Origin of the sequence: Amycolatopsis azurea DSM 43854 (assembly GCF_001995215.1) — a bacterium.
Classification (GTDB): Bacteria; Actinomycetota; Actinomycetes; order Mycobacteriales; family Pseudonocardiaceae; genus Amycolatopsis; species Amycolatopsis azurea.
The window spans coordinates 12,329-30,032 of the sequence record NZ_MUXN01000021.1 but is presented as its reverse complement, the minus strand read 5'-3'; the positions used below and the strand labels follow the sequence as shown (position 1 = coordinate 30,032).

The window sequence follows — 17,704 nt, the reverse complement described above, 5'->3', positions numbered from 1 at the left end:
GCCGCGTCGGACCGGAATCGTACAACCGTGGGGAGTGGCCGGTGGACTCCTTCGTGCACCTGCACGTTCATACCGAGTACTCGATGCTCGACGGCGCGGCCAAGATCGCGCCGCTGTTCGCCGAGGCCGAGCGGCTCGGCATGCCCGCGGTGGGGATGACCGACCACGGGAACATGTACGGCGCCGACGAGTTCTACCGGCAGTCCGTCCGGGCCGGGCTCAAACCGGTGATCGGCATCGAGGCCTATCTCGCGCCCGAGTCGCGTTTCCACCGGAAACCGGTGTTCTGGGGACGGCGCGGCGACGGCGGCGACGTCTCCGGTGGCGGTGCGTACACGCATATGACCATGCTCGCGGAGAACGCGACCGGCCTGCGGAATCTGTTCAAGCTGTCCTCTCTGGCCAGCCTGGAGGGCTACTACCGCAAGCCCCGGATGGACCGGGAACTCCTCGCCCGGCACCACGAAGGCATCATCGCCACCACCGGTTGCCCGTCCGGCGAGGTGCAGACCCGGCTCCGGCTCGGCCAGCCGGACGAGGCGATCCAGGCGGCCTCGGACTACCGCGACATCTTCGGTGCGGACGACTTCTATCTGGAGTTGATGGACCACGGTCTCCCGATCGAGCGTTCCGTGCGGGACGGGCTGCTGGACATCGGCCGCCGTCTCGGCCTGAAACCCTTGGCCACCAACGATTCGCATTACGTCACCCAGGATCAGGCGGCCGCGCATTCGGCGCTGCTGTGCGTCCAGTCCGGCAAGACCCTCGACGATCCGGGCCGGTTCAAGTTCGACGGCGACGGCTACTACCTCAAGTCCGCGGAGGAGATGCGCCGGTATTGGGACGCCGAGGTTCCGGGCGCGGCGGATTCCACGCTGCTCATCGCCGAACGGGTCGAGCCTTACGACGACGTCTACCGGCACGTCGACCGCATGCCGGTCTTCGAGGTCCCGGAAGGGCACGACGAGGAGTCCTGGCTGCGGGAGGAAGTCGCGGCAGGGCTTCGGCGAAGGCTGCCGGACGGCGTTCCCGACGCCTACGTCGCCCGTGCCGGCTTCGAGATCGGCGTGATCGCCGACAAGGGCTTCCCGGCGTACTTCCTGATCACCGCCGACCTGATGAACCACGCCCGCCGCGTCGGCATCCGGGTCGGACCCGGCCGGGGTTCGGCGGCGGGCTCGCTCGTCGCGTACGCGCTCGGCATCACCAACCTGGACCCGATCGATCTCGGCCTGCTCTTCGAACGGTTCCTCAACCCCGAACGGGTCTCCATGCCGGACATCGACATGGACTTCGACGACCGGCGCCGCGGCGAGATGATCCGGTACGCCACCGACAAGTACGGTGCCGAGCACGTCGCGCAGGTCATCACCTTCGGCACGATCAAGACCAAGGCGGCCATCAAGGACTCCGCCCGTGTCCACTATGGACAGACCGGATACGCGATCGCGGACCGGATCTCCAAGGCGCTCCCGCCGCCGGTCGCGGCGAAGGACATCCCGCTCGCCGGGATCGTCGAGCGGGACCACGAGCGGTACGCCGAAGCCGCGGAGGTCCGCGCGCTGCTCGAAGGCGACGGCGAGGCGGCCAAGATCTTCGAAACCGCCCGGGGGCTCGAAGGGCTGATCCGCAACGCGGGGGTGCACGCGTGCGCCGTCATCATGTCGAGCGAGCCGCTGCTCGACGCGATCCCGTTGTGGCGGCGGGACGACGGCGCGGTCATCACCGGCTGGGACTACCCGTCGTGCGAGGCCATCGGCCTGCTGAAGATGGACTTCCTCGGCCTGCGCAACCTCACCGTCATCGGCGACGCGCTGGACAACATCAAGGACAACCGCGGCGAGGACATCGATCTCGACACGCTCGGCGTCGACGATCCGGCGACCTACGAACTGCTCGCCCGCGGCGACAGCCTCGGCGTCTTCCAGCTCGACGGGGGCGCCATGCGGGATCTGCTGCGCCGCATGGGACCGACCGGGTTCGGCGACATCATCGCGGTGAACGCGCTGTACCGGCCGGGTCCGATCGCGATGAACACGCACAACAACTACGCGGACCGCAAGAACCGCAGGCAGCCGGTCGAGTCGATCCATCCGGAACTGGCCGGGCCGCTGCGCGAGATCCTGGCCGAGACCCACGGCCTGATCGTCTATCAGGAACAGATCATGCGGATCGCGCGCGACGTCGCCGGGTATTCCATGGGCCGCGCCGACGTGCTGCGCAAGGCGATGGGCAAGAAGAAGAAAGAGGTGCTGGAGAAGGAGTTCGAGGGCTTCCGGGACGGCATGGTCGGCAACGGGTTCTCTCGCGAGGCCGTGCAAGCCCTCTGGGACGCGATCCTGCCGTTCGCCGGGTACGCGTTCAACAAGTCCCACGCCGCGGGTTACGGGCTGGTCGGTTACTGGACCGCGTACCTGAAGGCGAACTACCCGGCGGAGTACATGGCGGGCCTGCTGACTTCGGTGGGGGACAACAAGGACAAGTCGGCGGTCTACCTCTCGGAATGCCGCAGGCTGGGGATCAAGGTGCTGCCGCCGGACGTCAACGAGTCGGGGCTCCGGTTCTCGGCGGTGGGGGACGCGATCCGCTTCGGTCTCGGCGCGGTGCGCAACGTCGGCGTGAACGTCGTCGAGTCGATCATCGCGACGCGGCGGGAGAAGGGAAAGTACGCTTCTTTCACCGACTTCCTCGACAAGTCGGAACTGCCGGCCTGCAACAAACGCGTCGTCGAATCCTTGGCCAAGGCGGGCGCGTTCGACTCGCTCGGGCATACGCGGCTTTCGATCCTGCGGGTGCACGAGGACGCGGTGGACGCCGTGGTGCCGTTGAAGCGCAAGCAGGCGATGGGTCAGTTCGATCTCTTCGGCGCGGACGAGGAGAGCCAGGACGACACTTCGCCGCTCGCTCACCTCAGGTTCGGCGTCGAGGAGTGGCCACGCAAGGAATTGCTCACCCACGAACGGGAAATGCTCGGACTGTACGTCTCCGCGCATCCGCTCGACGGGGCGGAACGCGTGCTGCGCGGGCACGCGCCCCGCCCGATCGCCGCGATCCTCGACAATCCGCCGAAGGAAGGGGAACTGGTCGTCGCCGGGCTCATCACGTCCTTGGAGCGGCGCGTCAACAAAAAGGGCGAGCCGTGGGTCATCTGCACGATCGAGGATCTGGACGCCGCGCTCGAAGTGCTGTTCTTTCCCAAGGCGTACGCGTTGTTCGCGGGGGATCTGGCCGAGGACAACGCCGTCCGCGTCAGCGGCCGGGTGAACTGGCGGGAGGACAGGATGTCCGTGTTCGGCGGTGGCCTGGTGCCGCTGGATCTTTCCACGGCGGGGGACGGGGAACCGCCGCTGACACTGCACGCCGTCGCCGAGCGGCTGACCGAGGACGTGGTCCTCGAACTGAAACGGACTTTGCTGGCGCACAAGGGAGAGACCTCGGTCCGGGTGAAACTCGCCGGTTCGCTGTACGCGCTCGACGACTATCCCGTCGCCGTCAGTTCGATGCTCCTTGGCGAGCTGAAGTCCATTCCCGGCATCACTCCAGGCCATGGGTGATCCCGGCTTTCGCCGTTCTGCGACTACCGCGCCGCGAGGGGATTACGGTGCGGGTATGAAGATTCTCGTTGTCGGCGCCACCGGGACGATCGGCGCCGCGGTCGCCGAAGCACTCAGCGCACGCGGGCACATCGTGCTCCCCGCGTCCCGTTCCGGCGAGACCAAGGTGGACGTCGAGCAGCCTGGCACCCTGGACGCGGTCTTCGACGCCGAACCGGGGATCGACCACGTCGTGTGCTGCGCGGGAAGTGGCTCGCTGGTCCCGGTCGACGGCGGCACCGACGAAGAGTTCGTCCAAGGACTGCAAGGGAAACTGCTCGGCCAGGTGTTCCTGTTGCGGCACGCGATCCCGCGTCTTCCGGACGGCGGTTCGGTCACGCTGACCGCGGGGCGGATCCCGGAGACATTGCGCGGCAGCGCGTTCGGCGTCCTGACCAACGTCGGCCTCGAAGCGTTCGTCGCCGCCGCGGCCCGCGAACTGCCGCGCGGCCTCCGCGTCAACGCCGTCAGTCCCGGCTGGGTGAGCGAAACGCTCGCCGCGCTCGGTGAACCGGACGGCGGCACCCCGGCGGCGGTCGTCGCGCGGAGCTACGTCGAGGCGGTGGAGACCACGGGCCTCACGGGGCGGACGCTGACACCGTAAGTGGACACGGTGACCGGTTGTCGGCTAACTTCCTCGAAGTGGGCAGAGTGTCCACTTAAGGAGGGTCCGATGACTCCGTTGCCGCGTGAGCAGTTTCCCGCCGTGAACCGCTGGGCCTACCTCAACCACGCCGGGATCTGCCCGCTGCCGTCGTCCTCGGTGGAGGCCCTGCGCCGGCAGGCCGTCGAAGTGTCGCTGGATGGCGAGTTCACCTACGCCGCGCACAGTGCGGCGATCGAACGGGCGCGGGTGTCGGCGGCGACGTTGATGGGAGTTTCGTCCCGCGACGTCGCCTTCGTGAAGAACACCAGCACCGGCCTCGGCTTCGTGGCGAACGGTCTGGAGTGGGCGCCCGGTGACCGCGTCGTCATCCCCGATGGCGAGTTCCCGTCCACGCTGTATCCGTGGCTCGCGCTCGCCGATCGCGGTGTCGTGGTGGACCGGGTGAGCGGACCTCTCACCACCGAAGCCTTCGCCGAGAAGATCGCCGCGGGCCCACCGCCCAAGATCGTGGTGACCAGCTGGGTCCAGTTCGGTCACGGCCGCCGGGTGGATCTCGCCGCGCTGAGCCGGGTGTGCCGCGACGCCGGAGCGCTGTTCTGTGTCGACGTCATCCAAGGGCTCGGGGTGATCCCGGCACGGCTGGAGGAATGGGGCGTCGACTTCGCGATGGCCGACGGGCACAAGTGGCTGCTGGGGCCGCAGGGATGTGGCGTGTTCTATGTCCGGGAGTCCTGTTTGGACCTTCTGCGGCCGCTGGAACCGGGCTGGAACTCGGTCGTCCACCGGGAGGACTGGGACAACCCGGCCTACGTACCGGACGTGACGGCCCGGCGACTGGAAGGCGGCATGCCGAACATCGCGGGGATCGCCGCACTCGGCACTTCGATCGACCTGGTGCTGGCCGCGGGGATCGAAGAGATCTGGTCGCATGTGGACGGTCTCTGTGAACGAGCGCGCGAAGGGTTTGCCGGGATCGGTGCGACAGTGCTGTCGGACGGCGATGCCGGGTATCGCTCGGGAATCGTGTCCGTGCACGTCGACGGGATACCGATCCCGTTGCTGGCCGAACGGCTCAAGGCGCGGGGGATCGCGTGCTCGGCGAGAGCCGGCGGGCTCCGGATCTCGCCGCACGGCTACAACACCGAGGACGAGATCGATCGCCTGATCGTCGCGGTCGGAGAAGAGCGCGGCTGATTTTCGCTCGACCGCACCGGCCGGGCTCGCGACTCCGATGGCGCTACGGGTCGCCGCCACCGGGCCTGCTGGAGTTCCAAGGGCAAGATATTCCTTGACAAGAATATTCTGCCGAGTGAATACTTCTGGGCATGGAGCAGATCGCAGCAGCACTGGGAGACGGAGCGAGGTGGCGCATCGTCGAGCTTCTCGCCGAACGGCCCCGGTCCGTCGGTGAGCTCGCCGAGCTGACCGGCCTACGGCAGCCGCAGACCACCAAGCACCTCCAGACCCTCGCCCGCGTCGGTCTCGTGACGGTCTTCCCGCTCGGGCAGCGTCGTGTCTACGCGGTGGAGGCCGCCCGGCTGAAGGACTTCGAAGGGCAGCTGCGGGCGCTGATCGCGACCATCGAGGCGAACGAGGGTGAGCGAGATGTCCTCACGCGCTATCAGGCCGCGATCAGCGAGAGCACGGCGGCCGCGGACCGCGACCGGTGGGCGGACGGGCGGGCGTTCTCGTTCGACCGTCTGCTCGCCGCGCCGCGGAACGACGCCTGGCGGCACTGGACCGAGCCCGCGCTGCTCGCGTCCTGGTGGGCGCCGCCGTCGATGACGATCACCGACTGCGTCATCGAGCCGTGGGCCGGTGGTCGGGCGGTGCTCGACTACCGCGACGCGGAGGGGCGATATCGCTCTGCGGGCGAGGTCCGCGCCGCGACCGAACTCGAACACCTCGAGTTCGACCTCTCGGTGCTGGACGCCAAGGGGGACGTCTTCTTCACCGGTCACTACGACCTGAAGTTCGCCGACGCGCCGGGTGGGACCCGGCTTCGGCTCGATCTGCGCATCACCGAAACCACCGTCGAAGCCGTGCCTTTCATCGCCGGGATCGAAACCGGCTGGGGCCAGGTGCTCGACAACCTCGCCGCCCGGCTCACTCAGGAAAAGGACTGAACGACATGACGAACTCGACCGGCCGCCGCGTCACCGCGAACATCAGCCTCAGCCTCGACGGCCACTACAGCGGCCCCGGCGGTCCCGGCGACATGGGCGCGATCGTCTCGTACGCCACCACCGACGTCGCCCGCGCGCACCTCGCCCGCATCCACGAAACCGCGACCACCGCGGTGCTCGGCAGGCTCAACGCGGAGGGGTTCCTGGGCTTCTGGCCGGCCATCGCCGCCGACGAGAACGCCGACCCGCGCGACCGCGCCTACGCGAAGTGGCTCACGGACGCCGAAAAGGTCGTCTTCTCCACGACCCTGACCGAGGCGCCCTGGGACCGCGCCCGCGTCGTGAACGCCCCGGCCGCCGACGTCATCGCCGATCTGAAGGCGAACGGGGAAGGCGACATCCTGGTCAACAGCAGCGCCAGCGTCATCAAGGCCCTGCTGGCGGACGACCTGGTCGACCGGCTGTACCTGATGATCTGCCCCGAGATCACCGGCGGCGGGCAGCGGCTGTTCGTCGACGGTCTGCCCGCGTCGAAGTGGAAGTTGGCTTATCAGGAGGTCGGGGAGCTGGGAGAGATGGCGCTGGTCTATGACCGTTCGCGGTGACCTTCTCGTGGGTGGTGAGGGCGGCTTTAACGACCCTATTTCCTTACCTCCTGGAACGTGGGCTTCCCCCGTCGTCCGCTGATGGAGAGTTTTGGATGGCCGAACCAGCTGCTTTGAGCTGGCCAGGCGTGGGTAAGTAGCTACTGTCCGCTTTTAGCCGTCCTCGCCACTCACGAGGCGCTGGTTGTCGCTCTTCTCGATCAGCTCACCGATCTCGCGGATCACGCCCTCCGCGTCCTTCGCTCGGTTCACATCGATCTTTATCTGCGTTCCTTCGCGACTCTTGATCGTGAGCGTGATGTCGGCTCGCGTCTGCGTGAGCCAGGTGGTCACCGAGCGGGCGAGAACCGCGCCGGCGCCACCGGAGCCGAGTGCGACCACGAGGACGTCGATGACACCGCCCATCTCGCCAGGCCGGATCGGCTGCTGTCGGGCGTTGACCTGGCCGCGGAAGTCATTTTCGTTCGCCAGCCAGGAGTTCAGCGACTGGAAGTACCGGTCGGCGTTGTCGCCGTCGATGGCGAAGTGAAGTTCAGAAGTCGCTGTCATAGGTTCCCCTGTAGTCATCCGTGATGATCGCGATGACTCCTAGTATGCGGCTGAAGTAGCGACTTTCCCCACGCGGTCTTTTGCCACGAGGACATCCCAGCCGTCGGCTGTAAAGTCCACGCTCGCCTGTTCGCCGAGTCCGGCCTTCGTTGAGTTGTTATACAGAAAAACGGAGATAGCCTTGAAGCCCTCCTCGTAGTCTTGCGACGAGGAGGCAGTCGGCGTAGGGAAGAGCGGCGACGTCGCCCGGGCGTCTGTGGTGGGGCCGGGCGAGCTGACGATCATGGCGACGGTGATCGCGGTGATCATCGCTGCCGCGGCCGCCACGGAGACGGTGATGATGCATTGCATGGCGAAGGTGGATTTACACCGTGCCAAGTGAAAGAAGTTCGGGGCCGGCAGGGATGCCCTCGTTCAGCAGGTCCAGCAAGACGCCCGTGAACACGGTGAACTGTTCACCCGCCGGTGCCAGAGAAAGTGCATTCCCGGGCACCGAAGCCAAGGTGTAGGTGCCAGCGATCTCGGCTTGCCCGAGCACGGCGTCGGTCTTGGTTGCCATGACGTCGTGCACCGCGCGGCCGCTGAAGCAACAGTCCAGGATCAGAATTCTATTTTTCGCCTTGCTGTTCAGGAAGATCTGCCGAACGATGTCGAAAGGCAGGGCGCTGACTTCGAGTTCGCCGATGTCAGTGTCTGGCAGTGCGAGGTAGAGATCCTGTTTGACGGGTCCAAGTAATCCGTGTCCGGCGAAGTAGACCAGCAGCGTGTCGGTGGCCAGGTTCGCGGATTGCCGCAGCCGCCGGTACATGGCACGCACGTTGGCGGGATTGCTCACGATCGCGCAGTGATCTGCGGCGAAGCCGCCGTAGTCGGGATTGGTGAGAGCTGACGCCAGTGTCGTGACGTTGTTCGACACCGCAGGAAGATTCGGCAGATCAGCGTCGTGGTATCGGCTCGCGCCGACAAGGACGGCGTACGAGCGATCGGGAGCCGGTAATCGCACCCTGCTGACATCCGTAGTTCTGGGCCTGGAGGCCGCGACGACTGACCGGGGTCAGTATTCCACCAGGAAACCTGCCTCCGTCAGGTACGGAGGAGCTCGGTGGGATCCGTGGCGAGACGACCTGGAGACGGACGGATCCGTAATTGAATCCCGACGGCGACGCCGCTGGTCAACTATAAGACTGATACACGTACTATAGTTGGGCATCCGGTACTGTAGTTGGCAGTTTGCGAAGGCGTCTCCAGGGGAGTTGGACCATGGACTTGAGCCGGCCGTTGATGACGGTCACCCCCACGCTCGACGGCGATGTCCTCGCCGTGCTCGCGAACCATGACGGCATCTTCACGACCGGGCAGTTGCATCGTCTTCTCGCGAGGCATTCGGAGGAGGGGATTCGCAAGGTGCTGCGGCGCCTGACGAAGCAGGGTGTCGTGTTGTCCGACCGGGTCGGGAACGCCTTCGCGTACCGGCTCAACCGTGACCACCTCGCGGCGGAGCACATCATCGGGCTCGCCCGGATGGAAAGGACGCTCTTGGAACGCATTGAGGACCGCCTGGAGTCTTGGGAGATCCCGCCGGTCTACGCCGCGGTGTTCGGCTCGGCGGCACGCGGCGGGATGACGGAGGACAGCGATGTGGACCTCCTGCTGATCCGGCCGGACGACGCCGACGACGACCGGTGGGAAACGCAGGTCCACGAGTTGGCTGTCGAGGTGACTCGCTGGGTCGGCAACGACACTCGCCCCTTGGAGTTCACGGAAGCCGAACTCGCCGACCGGGCGCACGACGAGGCCGTCCTGCGCGATGTGGCACGTGACGGGCTCACCGTGGCCGGGAGCAGGGCATGGCTGACCGGTCTCTTGCGAAAAAGAAAAGGTTGACGTGCGAACCAGACAGTGCGACGGGTGCGTCCAGCGGGGGCGTATGCACAAGGCGAACCAGTTCATCGAGGCGGCGGACATGATCCGCGAACTCGCCGACGGGCACGAGGACGTGACCGACGCATACGTGACCTTGTGTGTCCACGCCGGAATCGCGGCGTCCGACGTCATCTGTTGCGCCAGGTTGGGCGAGCATGCGCAGGGTGAGAACCATGATGAAGCGATCAGTTTGCTGACCCAGGCTGACAGGGAATGCGCGAAGCATCTGAGAACGCTGCTCAAGCTGAAGACCAAGGCGGGCTACAGCCACACCCCGGCTACAGCGGATGAGTTCAAGCGCGCGGGCCGGGCGGCTCAGACCCTGGTCGAGACGGCTCGTCGGGTGGCCACTGTCCGTTGAGTGACTCGCCTTCAGTCTGGGGGCGCGCCACTCGGCCGGTCGACGTGCTGGGTGGGCCCGGAGAGACTCGAACTCTCACTGGCACGGACCTAAACCGTGTGCCTCTGCCAATTGGGCTACGGGCCCCCAGTGCTGCCCCGAAATCGTAGCGTGCGACACGTTCGGCGCTTCTCGGCGTGGCCGATGCCACCGGCGGGGGCGGCGTCCTCTAACGTGGGCTCCCAGCAAGTCCGTCGCGGCGAGGAGGACACGTGGCTCGCGATCCCGAGACCATCGAGCGTGAGATCGAGCAGGCCAGGAACGCGCTGGTCGCCACGCTCGACCAGCTGGGCACGAAGGCGAACCCCGCGAAGCTCGTGGATTCCGCGAAGACCGGTCTGCGCGCGAAGCTGGACGAGCCCAAGGTGAAGTACCCGCTCATCGGCGGGGCCGTGCTGATCGGCGTGCTGCTGATCCGCAAGCTCCTGAAGTAGCTTCAGGAGGTCTGGGCCGCCTTGGCGGGTGTCTTGGCAGGCTCGGGCTTCTCCTCGGCCTTCGCCTCGTCGACGGCCTTCGGGAGTTCCTTGCCCTGGGGCACCGGGGGCTTGACGGCGGTCTTCTCCTTGGCCTTGCCGTTCGCCGGGGGAGGAACCTCGAGCGGTTCGATCTCCGGGAGCGTCAGCCTCGCCGTCATGTAGGCGGCGGTGAAGTCGAGCGCACTGCCGTTGAGCAGGTGCACCACGGTCGACCGTTCCGGCGGGGACAGTTTCTCGACCAGCTGGTCGGCTCGGTCCCGCGCGGCGATGATGCCCGGCGCGCGACCGGTCAGTTCCTTGCCGGAGCCGCTGACCGTGACCTTCCAGTCGTCGTCCTCCTGGACGTACGACGCGGTGATCGGTTCGGTCATCCGCCTCACCCCTCTCCTCGCGAGCATGCGTCACTCTGTGGACTCCGCCACGCCCTCGTCATGACGCCACTTTCGGGTGGTGGCGCCCCCTCCTGACCGAGGCCGTGAAGGTCCATCAGAGTTTCTACAGTGTCATCGATACAGTAGGACAACTCTGTGTCACAAGACACTGGCGGCAATGTGCTCTGAGTGACGACCGAATGGCCTAATGCACGCGCATCTTCACAGTCGTTTCAGCGCGCCCTCGCGGACAGGCCTGACCAGAGGACGTCCATCGCGTATTCGGTCGCCAATTCGGGGCTGACGTCCTCGTGTCGCTCGCACCAGATCGCGAGCCGTTCGCACGCGCCGACGACGAACTCCGCGGACGCCTCGGCTCGCAGGTCGTCGCCCGAGTCGAAGTAGCCGCTCATCAGGGCGGCGATCAGATCGGTCTGCTGGCGCCGGGTCTGCTCGATCTCGTCGGCGGCGCCCGTTCCGATCAAGGCCATCTCGTGGCGGAGCAGCGACCAGGCCTGCCGGCGTTCCCGGATGAAGACGAAGAAGGCGAACAGGCCACGCCGCAGCGCGTCTTCGGCGGACGTCGCGCCGACCGTCGCCCGTTCGGTGACCTCGCGCAGCGCCGTCCGCGACTGCTGGATGCAGGCCAGCAGCAGTCCCTCTTTCGAGTTGAAGTACTCGTAGAGCATCGGCTTGGAGACCCCGACGCGTTCCGCGATGTCGTCCATCGACGCCGCGCTGTAGCCGCGTTCGGCGAAGACTTCTTCGGCGATTTCGATCATCTGCCGTTCGCGCTCTGCCCGGGGCATGCGTTTGCGCTTCGCCGTCGTCACCACAACACTCTACCGAAGGTAACCTACTTCGAGTAAGGTGAACTCCCGGTAACAGGTAACGCGAACGAGAGGTCGGGTCATGGGCAACCGCACCGAGGCCGGTGTCGTCATCGTCGGAACCGGCTTCTCCGGGCTCGGCATGGCCATCCAGCTGCGGAAAGAGGGCCGCGAGGACTTCGTCATCCTGGAGAAGGCCGACGACGTGGGCGGCACGTGGCGGGACAACACCTACCCCGGCTGCGCCTGCGACATCCCCTCGCACATGTACTCGTTCTCGTTCGAGCAGAACCCCGGCTGGTCCCGGGCGTATTCGCCGCAACCGGAGATCTGGCGCTACATGCGCGACGTCGCCGCGAAGTACGACCTCCACCGCTTCATCCGCTTCGGTCAGGAGATGACCGGCGCCCGCTGGGACGCCGACGAGAACCGCTGGCACGTCGCGTCGAAATCGGGCGAGGAGTTCGTCGCGCCCGCGCTGGTCGCCGGGGTCGGCGCGCTGCACCTGCCGCAGATCCCGAAGCTGCCCGGCATCGAGCGCTTCAAGGGCCGCGCGTTCCACTCCGCGCAGTGGGAACACGACTACGACCTGGCGGGCAAGCGGGTCGCCGTCGTCGGCACCGGCGCGAGCGCGATCCAGTTCGTGCCGCGGATCGCGAAGGACGTCGCCGAGCTGACGCTCTTCCAGCGGACCCCGCCGTGGATCATGCCGAAACCGGACCGCGAGATGCCGGCAGCGCTGCAGAAGGCGTTCGCCTCGGTGCCGCTGCTTCAGCGGGCCGTCCGCAACGTCCTCTACTGGGGCCTCGAAGCCCGCGCGATCGGCTTCAACGGGCAGCCGTGGGTCATGAAGATCGGCCAGCGCATCGCGCGGCGCAACATCTTCAAGAGCGTCAAGGATCCCGAGCTGCGCCGGAAGCTGACGCCGGACTACACCATGGGCTGCAAGCGGGTCCTGGTCTCCAACGACTACTACCCGGCACTCGCGCGGGACAACGTCGATGTCGTCACCGACGGCGTGAAAGAGGTCCGCGAGCACAGCGTCGTCGATGGCGCCGGCGTCGAGCACGAGGTCGACGCGATCATCTACGGCACCGGTTTCCACGTCACGGACGCCTTCGACGATCTGGAGATCATCGGCCGCGACGGGCGCAACCTCGGCAAGGAGTGGGCGGCCGAGGGCATGCGGACCTACCAGGGCATCACCGTGTCCGGCTTCCCGAACCTGTTCTTCCTGCTCGGCCCGAACACCGGGCTGGGGCACAACTCCGTGGTGTTCATGATCGAGGCGCAGATCTCCTACGTCGCGCAGGCGCTGCGGCTCGCGCGGGGCAAGGCGCTCGACCCGCGGCCGGAGGCGCAGGAGCGGTTCAACGGCGAGATCCAGCGCAAACTCGCCAAGGGCATCTGGACCCAGGGCGGCTGCAAGAGCTGGTACCTGGACGCGAAGGGCGTCAACCGCACGATCTGGCCGGGCTTCACCTGGCGGTACTGGCTGGACACCCGCCAGGTGAAGCGCGAGGACTACGAACTCCTCGGCTGAAAGAGGGGAGGGTCCGTGAAAGCCAAGATGGGGGGCATGGCCTTCACGGACCGGGGAACGCCGCGCTCATGAGGGGTTGAGCCGGCGAAGCCTTCCGATGAGATCGACGGTGGGGATGCCACAGAGTTCGGCCATCCGCTCCAGCGCCGAGAAGTCGAGATGGACCTCGGCGGAGCCGTTGTCGCCCGACCGTTTGAGCCGGTCGTCGGCCCACCGGCGCAGGGGGAGCAGCTCTTCCTGGTCGTCCTTGATCACCAGGCGCAGGTCGACCCGGACCCGGCCGGGTTCGTCCACGAACACCCGGCGGTGCACCTTGGCCAGCAGATCCTGTGGCAGCTCGTCCATCGCGACGCACAGTTCGACCAGCCGCACCACCGAACAGTGGCGGGTGCCCAGCTCGTAGGTCGCCAGCGTCTGGAGCGAGATCTCGCTCTGCAGATGCTGGTTCAGTTCCTTGCGTGTCCAGCCACGTTTACGGCGGAGCTTGCGGAGCTCGTCTCCGAGTATCCGCTGATAGCTCTCAGCGTCGATCAGCACTCCCCATCCCCTGCCTTGCCAACCTTCTCCACCGGCTCGTTCCCTGTGACAAAAAGCGGTACGAGCGCACTCACGTGTATGAAAGTCGGCAGGTCGCCCGCTCTTACGCGGTTTCGGGGGTGCTTTTCATACCGATTTTGGCCTGCTGGGCCGAACGGGTGAAGAAATCCAGCTCCGAGGGCGCGTCAGTTGACGCAGGGCACGCCTTCGGCGGTGATCGGCTTCTCGCCGGACTGCTCGGTCGTGGGGACGGCGGCCTGCGAACCGGCGGCGTTCTGCGAGGAGCCGGAGCCCTCCGCGCCGCTCGGTGTCTTGAAGTCCGAGCCGAGGAAGACCATCACGTGCCCGGCTTCGACGCTCTTGTCCTCTTGGACCGTCGGGTCGCCACCGAGCTCGGCGGCGACCGCCTGGCCCGCCGCCTTCTCGCCCTTGGCGACCCAGACCACCGTCTTCTTGCGCGCGGTCGCGGTGGCCGTGTCCCCCGCGGTGAAGCCCTTGTCGACGAGCTGCTTCAGCACCGTCGAGGCGAGCCCGTCGCGAGGCGTGGAGTTGCGGACGTCGACCGTGATCGCCTTGTTGGGCGATTCGGCGGACGGCGGCGGCTGCTCTCCGGGCTGCGGGCCGGCGAGCCCCTGGACGAAGTTCTTGACCTCTTTGGGGTCGACCTGGATGGCGACGCCGTCGTTCGGGGTCTTGTACTCGATGTTGACGACCGGGATCGTCCGGAACTCGAGCTGCCCGCCGGTGAGGCCCTTCATCTGCTGCGCGAAGCCGAAGATGTCCCAGTTCTGGTTGAGCACGACCGACTTCTTGATCGCGGCGATCAGGTCGTTGAGCTTGCCCGGGTTCGCGAGCGTGCCCGCCGAGAGCACCTTCCGCGCCATCCCGGCCATGAACACCTGCTGCCGGACGACGCGGTCGAGGTCGCCGCGCGGCAGCCCGTGGCGCTGCCGGACGAAGCCGAGCGCCTCCACCCCGGAGATGGTGTGCGGGCCCTTGGTGAACTTCGCGCCGGAGAACTGGTCGTTGACGTCGTCGTTGAGGCAGACGTCGACGCCGCCGATGGCCTGGGTGATCTCGCTGAAGCCCAGCAGGTTGATGGCGGCGTAGTTGTCGATGGTCGAGCCGGTCAGCTGCTCGACCGTCTTGATCAGCGTCTTCGCCCCGGCCTCGTTGGCCTTCTGGTCGAGCTCCTTCGGGTCGGAGACGCCGTTCTCCTGCTGCTTCTTGCGCTCGTCGAGCATCGCCCTGGCGTACGCCGAGTTGATCTTGTGCTTGCCGAAACCGCCGGGAATGTCGACATAGGAGTCGCGCGGCAGCGAGATCGCGACGGCCTTCGAGCCGTCGTTCGGGATGTGCACGAAGATCAGCGAGTCGGTGTTCAGCTCGCCGTCGGCCTGCCCGGCGCGCAGCTGGGCGAGGACCTCCTTGGACAGCGGGTTGCCCTGCGCGTCCGTGCGGCTGTCGAGGCCGACGAGCAGGATGTCGCGGGCGCCGTCGGCGGGCTTCTCGCCCTCGTCGGCGCCGATGCCGACGTTCGCGAAGGTCAAGCCGTCCATCGCGGCCCACGCGTACCCGGTCAGGCCCATCACCAGCAACGAGACGAGGACCAGCGCGATCTTGGGCCCGCGGAACGACCGTCGCGGGGCACGCCGGGGTTCCGGCCGCCGGGGCGGCGGTTCCGCGGCCTGGCGGGCGGGCGCCGGGCGGGCGCCACGAGGCGGGGCCGGGCGGGAAGGAACGCGTCCGGGCGCGTCCTGCCTAGGCCGGGCGGGACGTCGATCCCCATACCCATTCCGAGGCGGGTACTCCACGCGGTCTGCTCCTTCTGGTCGTTACCGGTCGACGGTCTTCTCAAGGGACGCATGGTGCCTGTTGCGGGTTGTCGCAGGATTACACATCCCCCCGAAGATGTGGCACGCACCACCGGTTTCGCCTCAATCGTACGGAGATCGCCTGGTCAGCGCCGCATGGATCAGGACAGGACACGCCGGGCGGCGCGGGCCGGGACCAGCGTGGCGGCCGCCGCGAGCATCGCGACGACGATCGTCGCGACCGGCAGCGCGACCGAGGCGGCGCTGACGTGCTTCCCGTCGAGGGCGCCCATCAGCGGCGGCGCGCACGCGACCGCGCAGACCAGCCAGGTCCCGGTCATCCGGCTGGTGCCGTTCCGCACGGTGTGCAGCAGATACACCCCGAGCAGCAGGTTGACCAGGCTCTGGACCGGTCCGAACCGGATCCCGAGAAGGTCGGCGTCGGCCGACGCGCCCCCGAACCGGGTCAGCGCGAACCCGAACACGCCGAGCATCGCGTACGCCATCCCGACCGTCGCCGCCGCGCGGCAGAACACCGCGGCGCGCAGGCCCGGCTCGTCGACCGCGCGCTGCTGAGGTCCCGAATGACGCTCGAACCACCAGAAGACGAGCACCGCGGGCACGGCCAGCAGGGCGAGCGCGAGCAGGACCCTCGGCCTGGCCAGCCAGCTGAGCCCGTCCACGAGCGGGCCCGGCAGGTAGACGACCGCCACGAGCAGCAGCATCGCGGACAGGAAGCCGAGGTAGAGGCTCATCGGGGCGCGCAGGACGAGCCGGGCGGTGGCGGCGATCGCGGGGCGTCCGCCGAGCCGGGCCAGCGGCCGCGCGAGCAGGCCGAGGAGCGCGAGCTGGACCAGGCCCAGCAGGAGCACGCCCCACGGCGGGCCCGACAACGCGGCCGGGGCGCCGGGGCCGCCGAGCAGCATCGGCCCTTCGCCGCGCACGGCTACCGCGAGGCCCAGCCCGGCCACGCCGGTGAACGCCGTCGCCACGAGGACGCCGCGCGGCAGGCGGACGCCGTCGGCGTGGGCGAACGCCAGCTGCTGGACGAACAGGGCGAGGAACAACGTCTCGGCGTAGCGCGGGATGGCCGAGCCGGACCACTGCGCCGCGGCTTCGCTCGCCAGGGTCAAGGCCAGCAGCCCGGCGACGGAGGCGGTGCGCGTCCGGCGATACAGCGCCAGCAGCGCCGGCGCGAGGACGACGGTCAGCAGGAAGACACCGAGCAGCCAGAGCGGATGCAGCGCGATCCGCATGACGGTGGCGTTGGTCCCGGTCGGGATCCCCAGCACCTCCAGCGCGAGCGGGACGACCAGCGCGACGACGGCGAAGATCAGCGCCGGACGCAGGAGCGGGCTCGCGCGGTCGGCGAGGTACTGCGGATAGCGTCCGCCGGACGCGCGGATCGACCGCCAGCCGGCCTCGTTGATCCGGCCCACCGCGAAGAAGATCAGCGGACAGAGCTGCGCGAGCCAGGTGAACGGCCACAACGACCGCTCCGGGACGCCCGCCCAGTGCACGAGCGCGACGGCGGATTCGCCGAGCAGCATCAGCACGACCCCGGCGACCCCGAGCATCGCCCACCGGCCGACCGGGGCCACCGGACGCGGTTCGCGGGGAAGGGTGACGGCGGTCCGGCGGGTGCGGACCCAGCCGCGGAGGCGGAACACCAGCAGCGCGCCGATCACCAGCACGCCGACGATCATCGGGCCCACCGGGTCACCGATCGGCGGCCCCCAGCGCTGGTGCCAGGAGTTGAGCACGAGACCGGCGGTGTAGAGAGAGGCGACGACGTCGCAGGTGCCGCGCGAGTCCATCGGGTTGATGACGCAGGCGTTGTGCATGTCGGCCGAGAGCCGGTCGTCGAGCGACGCCCTGGCCTCCTGGCCGAGCGGGTGCCCCTTGCGTTCGGCGTAGCGGAGGATGTCGTAGCCCAGGTCGTGGGCCTTGCACGGGATCGCGTAGTCCCATTTGGTGTTGTCGTCGCCCCAGGGCGCCGAGCAGCCGCCGTCGGTGTGGACGGCGCGCACGGTGCCGTCGCGGGCCGTCATCACACCCGGGGTGATCCCGCTGACCGCGGTGAAGTCGGCGGGCAGTTCGGCGATGACGTTCTCGACCGGGCCCGGCCGCACCAGCGCGTCGACCGCGTTCTGGGCGGCGAGAATGTCCCCCGTCGGTGGCCCCAGGTCCGGCGGCGACGCGGGCCGCGACGCGATCAGGCCGAAGCCGAACACCAGGACCGTGACCAGCAACAACCAACCGGAAGTCGACCAGGGACGCCGGATCCGGGCAGGCTGGCCGTCGGCTTCGGCTGTCGCTGGCATGGCGTC

General features: G+C 67.8%; 17 protein-coding genes and 1 tRNA gene. 9 read left to right on the top strand and 9 right to left on the bottom strand.

Translation table 11 applies throughout. The annotated features are described in order from the left end of the window. Positions 1 to 41: 41 nt before the first annotated feature. The 5 genes from dnaE to B0293_RS26965 all read left to right on the top strand — a co-directional run bounded on the left by dnaE (position 42) and on the right by B0293_RS26965 (position 6,931). Positions 42 to 3,554 carry a DNA polymerase III subunit alpha gene (dnaE, locus tag B0293_RS26985; RefSeq protein ID WP_005165689.1) on the top strand — a complete coding sequence of 1,171 codons (3,513 nt, stop codon included), beginning with the start codon at positions 42 to 44 and terminating at the stop codon, positions 3,552 to 3,554. A gap of 55 nt (positions 3,555 to 3,609) precedes the next feature. Beyond that, a complete protein-coding gene (locus tag B0293_RS26980; RefSeq protein WP_005165691.1) occupies positions 3,610 to 4,197 on the top strand; it encodes an SDR family oxidoreductase in 588 nt (195 codons plus the stop codon). Positions 4,198 to 4,266: 69 nt separating this feature from the next. Next, a complete protein-coding gene (locus B0293_RS26975) occupies positions 4,267 to 5,394 on the top strand; it encodes an aminotransferase class V-fold PLP-dependent enzyme (protein ID WP_005165693.1) in 1,128 nt (375 codons plus the stop codon). Positions 5,395 to 5,525: 131 nt separating this feature from the next. Next, positions 5,526 to 6,326: a metalloregulator ArsR/SmtB family transcription factor gene (locus B0293_RS26970; protein WP_005165695.1), complete on the top strand. Its 801-nt coding sequence runs from the start codon at positions 5,526 to 5,528 to the stop codon at positions 6,324 to 6,326. 5 nt (positions 6,327 to 6,331) lie between these two features. Continuing rightward, positions 6,332 to 6,931, top strand: a complete 600-nt coding sequence (locus tag B0293_RS26965; protein WP_005165698.1) for a dihydrofolate reductase family protein — start codon at positions 6,332 to 6,334, stop codon at positions 6,929 to 6,931. A gap of 153 nt (positions 6,932 to 7,084) precedes the next feature. On the opposite strand, the gene B0293_RS26960 is transcribed toward B0293_RS26965, so the two are convergent. The 3 genes from B0293_RS26960 to B0293_RS26950 are packed head-to-tail and all read right to left on the bottom strand — an operon-like array spanning position 7,085 to position 8,483. Continuing rightward, the gene (locus B0293_RS26960; protein ID WP_005165699.1) at positions 7,085 to 7,480 is read right to left on the bottom strand and encodes an effector-associated constant component EACC1; all 396 of its coding nucleotides are present in this window, start codon (positions 7,478 to 7,480) and stop codon (positions 7,085 to 7,087) included. Positions 7,481 to 7,519: 39 nt separating this feature from the next. Next, the gene (locus tag B0293_RS26955; RefSeq protein ID WP_039919452.1) at positions 7,520 to 7,831 is read right to left on the bottom strand and encodes a hypothetical protein; all 312 of its coding nucleotides are present in this window, start codon (positions 7,829 to 7,831) and stop codon (positions 7,520 to 7,522) included. 13 nt (positions 7,832 to 7,844) lie between these two features. After that, positions 7,845 to 8,483, bottom strand: coding sequence for a caspase family protein (locus B0293_RS26950; protein ID WP_039919461.1), 639 nt, complete (start codon positions 8,481 to 8,483; stop codon positions 7,845 to 7,847). Positions 8,484 to 8,740: 257 nt separating this feature from the next. Here B0293_RS26950 and B0293_RS26945 point away from each other — a divergent pair, with 257 nt between their 5' ends. After that, a complete protein-coding gene (locus B0293_RS26945; protein ID WP_005165702.1) occupies positions 8,741 to 9,364 on the top strand; it encodes a nucleotidyltransferase domain-containing protein in 624 nt (207 codons plus the stop codon). 43 nt (positions 9,365 to 9,407) lie between these two features. After that, positions 9,408 to 9,764 carry a hypothetical protein gene (locus B0293_RS26940; protein ID WP_005165703.1) on the top strand — a complete coding sequence of 119 codons (357 nt, stop codon included), beginning with the start codon at positions 9,408 to 9,410 and terminating at the stop codon, positions 9,762 to 9,764. A 52-nt stretch (positions 9,765 to 9,816) separates the two neighbouring features. Here the strand turns inward: B0293_RS26940 and B0293_RS26935 are convergent. Continuing rightward, positions 9,817 to 9,890 (bottom strand) — tRNA-Leu (locus tag B0293_RS26935). A 125-nt stretch (positions 9,891 to 10,015) separates the two neighbouring features. Between B0293_RS26935 and B0293_RS26930 the strand changes: the two genes are divergently transcribed. Next, positions 10,016 to 10,237 carry a DUF3618 domain-containing protein gene (locus B0293_RS26930; protein ID WP_005165704.1) on the top strand — a complete coding sequence of 74 codons (222 nt, stop codon included), beginning with the start codon at positions 10,016 to 10,018 and terminating at the stop codon, positions 10,235 to 10,237. Between the two features lie 2 nt (positions 10,238 to 10,239). Here the strand turns inward: B0293_RS26930 and B0293_RS26925 are convergent, their stop codons facing one another. Together B0293_RS26925 and B0293_RS26920 are read right to left on the bottom strand one after the other, a co-directional pair. Next, positions 10,240 to 10,650 (bottom strand): hypothetical protein, encoded by a 411-nt coding sequence (locus tag B0293_RS26925; RefSeq protein WP_209437348.1) that lies wholly within the window; start codon positions 10,648 to 10,650, stop codon positions 10,240 to 10,242. Positions 10,651 to 10,883: 233 nt separating this feature from the next. After that, complete coding sequence (locus B0293_RS26920; RefSeq protein WP_039919462.1) at positions 10,884 to 11,459, bottom strand: TetR/AcrR family transcriptional regulator; 576 nt, start codon at positions 11,457 to 11,459, stop codon at positions 10,884 to 10,886. A gap of 103 nt (positions 11,460 to 11,562) precedes the next feature. On the opposite strand from B0293_RS26920, the gene B0293_RS26915 reads away from it, so the two are divergent. Next, positions 11,563 to 13,023 carry a flavin-containing monooxygenase gene (locus B0293_RS26915; RefSeq protein WP_005165709.1) on the top strand — a complete coding sequence of 487 codons (1,461 nt, stop codon included), beginning with the start codon at positions 11,563 to 11,565 and terminating at the stop codon, positions 13,021 to 13,023. 66 nt (positions 13,024 to 13,089) lie between these two features. Here the strand turns inward: B0293_RS26915 and B0293_RS26910 are convergent, their stop codons facing one another. From B0293_RS26910 to B0293_RS26900, 3 genes are all read right to left on the bottom strand, one after another. Further along, the gene (locus B0293_RS26910; RefSeq protein WP_005165713.1) at positions 13,090 to 13,560 is read right to left on the bottom strand and encodes a helix-turn-helix transcriptional regulator; all 471 of its coding nucleotides are present in this window, start codon (positions 13,558 to 13,560) and stop codon (positions 13,090 to 13,092) included. A 185-nt stretch (positions 13,561 to 13,745) separates the two neighbouring features. Beyond that, positions 13,746 to 15,374 (bottom strand): LCP family protein, encoded by a 1,629-nt coding sequence (locus tag B0293_RS26905; RefSeq protein WP_143254647.1) that lies wholly within the window; start codon positions 15,372 to 15,374, stop codon positions 13,746 to 13,748. 161 nt (positions 15,375 to 15,535) lie between these two features. Further along, positions 15,536 to 17,698 carry a phospholipase A2 gene (locus B0293_RS26900; RefSeq protein ID WP_077241393.1) on the bottom strand — a complete coding sequence of 721 codons (2,163 nt, stop codon included), beginning with the start codon at positions 17,696 to 17,698 and terminating at the stop codon, positions 15,536 to 15,538. Positions 17,699 to 17,704: the final 6 nt, after the last annotated feature.